The sequence below is a fragment of the Flavobacterium psychrotolerans genome, assembly GCF_003097635.1.
Classification (GTDB): domain Bacteria; phylum Bacteroidota; class Bacteroidia; order Flavobacteriales; family Flavobacteriaceae; genus Flavobacterium; species Flavobacterium psychrotolerans.
Window position 1 is genome coordinate 1 of record NZ_QCZI01000034.1, and the last position, 4,023, is coordinate 4,023.

At 32.3% G+C, this 4,023-nt stretch carries 3 protein-coding genes and 1 pseudogene; 1 reads left to right on the forward strand and 3 read right to left on the reverse strand.

What is annotated here, in order from left to right; all coding sequences use genetic code 11:
- Nucleotides 1-77 precede the first annotated feature (77 nt).
- Nucleotides 78-231: pseudogene (locus tag DB895_RS13945) on the forward strand (transposase); the annotation flags it as partial.
- Nucleotides 232-255: 24 nt separating this feature from the next.
- Here the strand turns inward: DB895_RS13945 and DB895_RS13950 are convergent.
- The 3 genes from DB895_RS13950 to DB895_RS13960 are packed head-to-tail and all read right to left on the reverse strand — an operon-like array spanning nucleotide 256 to nucleotide 3,768.
- Nucleotides 256-1,011 (reverse strand): hypothetical protein, encoded by a 756-nt coding sequence (locus tag DB895_RS13950; RefSeq protein WP_116725971.1) that lies wholly within the window; start codon nucleotides 1,009-1,011, stop codon nucleotides 256-258.
- 31 nt (nucleotides 1,012-1,042) lie between these two features.
- On the reverse strand, nucleotides 1,043-2,371 hold the full coding sequence (locus tag DB895_RS13955; protein WP_116725972.1) for an aldehyde dehydrogenase: 1,329 nt from the start codon (nucleotides 2,369-2,371) through the stop codon (nucleotides 1,043-1,045).
- Nucleotides 2,372-2,424: 53 nt separating this feature from the next.
- Nucleotides 2,425-3,768, reverse strand: coding sequence for a DUF5723 family protein (locus DB895_RS13960; protein ID WP_116725973.1), 1,344 nt, complete (start codon nucleotides 3,766-3,768; stop codon nucleotides 2,425-2,427).
- Nucleotides 3,769-4,023: the final 255 nt, after the last annotated feature.

Consider the following 4,023-nt stretch of genomic DNA (forward strand, 5'->3'; position numbering starts at 1 on the left):
TGAATCAACTGTTTTAAAAGATATACAAACGCGAGAAAAATCAAATCAATGCAGATATTTAAAGCAAAGGTTTTGACAGTAATGCTAAAAGGAATTTTCAGGGTAATTTTCATGAAATTAAAGGAAAATATCTCCAGGTATCTTAATGAGTTCGTTTATAAACTTAATAGACGATATTTTGAAGAAAAATTATTTGACAGGCTAGTGATAGCTAATATTATAGGGTTATGACTGAAAACGGACAATCAAATAAATTTACACTTCATCATCAATTTCAATAACTTCTTTGTAAATGCAATAATACATAGAATATATAAAAGGAATCGTAAAGAAAATACCAATACAAAATCCAAATATTCCAAGACATACCAGTATAATGGAAACAAGGAGCAAGCCCAATAGAAGTAAAATTTGTTTTGAAACGATAATAAAACTTCCTTGAATTGCATCTAAAGCCTTCAGGTTTCCAAAAATAATTAGTGGTATGGTCAAAAAAGAAAAAAAAGAAATAATATATGTGAAAATTGTTCCGATAAATCGGATACCTAAACTCTCCAAAACTGTATTTACACTAACGCTACAAATTGTAATAAGGGTTGTTGCAATGAATAATTCTTTAAAAAAAGCACTGTTATAATAATCAAATGTCGTAGTTATTGAAAATTCTTTGCCATGTGCAGCACAATGTGAAATTTTTAGAAGACCAGCGGTGATGGGACTGGTCAGCCCGGTGATTAATGTAATTATTATAATGTAAATTAATATCGTAATCCCTGAAAAATTTTCTGGTTTTAAATAGGGTAATGTATCTGCAAAGGAACTGAATCCCAAAAAAGCAAAAACAATTCCCATGGCAATTGCAATGATGACAATACTAAACAAGAGTATTGCAAACCCAGAAATCAATGCAGTTTTTTTATAATTTTCAAAAGCATTATTGAAGATGTTGCTAAAATCAATCTCATATCCATTTTGTTGTATTGCTGTGATTTTGTCTTTTATGTTTTCCATTTTTATGTATAAATTATTTGTTAGGTTAAAATTATAACCATTTTAAAATTCTTCTTATTGTTGTTAATTTGTCCTTGTATGGGGCATATCTCATGGATAAATCAATCCAATTTCCTTTTTTCACAATGGCTTTTTTATGCGAAAAAGTATCAAAACTCAAACGACCATGATAGGCTCCAATTCCTGAATGCCCGACACCGCCAAAGGGGAGCCTTTTATTCGCAAAATGGATCATGGTGTCATTAATACAACCTCCTCCAAAAGAATATTTCTGAATTATCTTTTTTGAGAAATTAGAATTTAAAGAAAATACGTAGAAGGCTAATGGTTTTTCGTAGCGAGTAATAATAGTTTCTAAATCATCCTCTGTTTTGTAGGATAGAATGGGTAATAATGGGCCGAAAATCTCATCGGCCATAATTAAACTATCTAATGAAGGTTCGTCAATTAGCGTGGGAGCAATGTAATATTTGTCTTCTTTGGTTTTTCCTCCAAACACAACGGAGGTGTCTATTAACAAATTGCAAAGTCGCCGCCAATTTTTCTCATTAACAATACTGGGAAAATCTTGAGAAAATTCAGGCTCTTTACCATATGCAAGGGTAATTTCCTCCATTAAATAAATAATGAATTTTTCTTTTACTTTAAAATGAACTAAAATATAATCGGGAGCGATACAGGTTTGTCCCGCATTGACAAATTTCCCCCAAACAATGCGCTTTGCGGCTAGTTTTAAATCAGCAGTTTCATCCACAATACAAGGGTTTTTTCCTCCTAATTCAAGTGTTACGGGGGTAATAAATTGTGCTGCCGCTTTTGCCACTATTTTACCAACTGGAACACTTCCAGTGAAGAAGATATAATCCCAACGTTGGGTTAATAATTGTTGCGAAACCGTTACATCACCCTCAATCACTTCGACATGATTTTTATGAAAAGCTTTGGCTATAATTTTAGCTATAATTGCAGAAGTTTTTGGAGTGAGCTCTGATGGTTTTAAGATTACCCGATTTCCTGCTGCAACAGCCGAAATTAAGGGACAAAGCGCCAATTGAAAAGGGTAATTCCAGGGTGAAATAATCAATACTTTTCCATAGGGTTCGCTATAAATAAAATCACTGGATGGGAAGTTTAAAATAGAGGGCAAAACTCTTTTGGGTTTTGCCCATGAATTGATGTTGTTAATAGCGTATTTTAAGTCTGAAATAACATAGCTGGTTTCAGTTAAAACGGCTTCAAAAGCAGATTTCTTAAAATCATCATACAAGGCTTGAATGATTGTCTCTTCATTTTTTACAACGTAATACAATAATTTTTTGAGCGATTCTTTTCTATAACGGACATTTGTTTTGTATTCCATAATTCGAAATTAAAGCTATTAATTGTCACGAGTCCACGTATTGAAAAAAAGAATTATAGAAACCCAAAACGGAAACCGGTGTATAAATCGGCTTGCTTGCTATCACTTGTTAATGCGGTAATTATGGAGTTTGAACCAAGGAAGAACCCACCCAATCTAAATCCGAAACCGCCGGTTGTTCCAGAGATTTCATTAAAGGATACAGGTACATAAGCCTCAAAAATGCCCAAAGAAATCCGAGGTGTAACTGAAAAAATATTTTGGGAAGTAATTTGATTGTTACTGCCATTATCATTCATTTTTTGTTGCATAAATAACGTAAGATTCAATTTTGAAATTACTTTTACGTCTGCATAAAGATTCAAAACGGTTGGGAGTTTTATTTTAAAATCTTTTTCGCCGTTTTCTAGCTTAAGATACCCACTATCTAAAAGTACTTTTTCAATATCTTTAATACCTTCAACATCATTAAACACATTAAGATTTAATTTGTCGGCACCACTAATTTCAAGTTTGTAGTTTCTGGAAACATTATTGTCTCCACTAAAAGTCATGCTGCCCATGTTTTTAATTGCAGCTCCAACTTTTAATTTATAAGAATTGTTGCCGTCTTTTAGTTGGTAATCAATACCGACATCTGTAGCCATTCCCTTCAAATTTCCGAAAATAGATTTAGTGTAATCATTGGTGTTTGTAAAATTATCCGCAAGACTTCCTGAATAGGCAATATTCATATTGGCGTTGGCATCAGAGAGAATTAAATCTCCTGTATTCTCCGTAGTAATGGTACCATTAAAATTTCCTAATCCAACATTAGCATAGGTACCTGGAAATAAAAGTTTAAATGTTACTCCTCCATTGATGCTTGTTCTATCGGTTTCATAAATTTTACGAGATACCGAAAATCCGACCTCACCCCATGCAGTTGCATTAATCCTTTGGTTGGAAGTGTTAGTAATAGTGGATACTCCATCTGTTGAGTTCATGGCGCTGTTAATTAACTTAGATCCAAGATTGGTGTCTATATCAACAAAATTTGCTTTTACGTGACCTTTTGTAGTAACAGCAAATCCCCATTTTAATAATCGCATCGCAAATCCGGGACCTATGAATTCGGCATCAACATTTAAATTTACGGGTTTATCTCCTTTAAAAATTAAATCTTCTAAATCATTGCCATTAGTCAGGTCTTTGAAACCAACTTTATTGTTAGCAATATTAATGCTTGTTGAAAAAAGTTGAATTTCAAATTTTTTCTTCAAATTTGATAATTCCGAAGGATTCACTCCAATGTTTAAAATCCCGACACGTTTGGAGGTTGAGATTCCAGAAAAATGTTCTTGGGAAAAAGCCGGAATAAAAAATAATGAACATAGTAGTAGTGTGATTATTTTCATGATATAAGTTTTATGATACGTCAAATATATAAGGATATGTTAATTTATCATAATTTTAAAGGGTTAAATGTTGAAAAAAACTTGTGATTATTGAAAAGTAAATAATACATGTTGAGAATCCCTTGTTATTGTTTCTAAGGAACCTTTGAATCGCTTCCAATCTTTTCTAAATAATAGATTTAACCCGTTGGGTGTAATTAAATTGTTTGATTTTTAATATTGTTTATTGGCCTGTCAAATATGAATTTATTGATG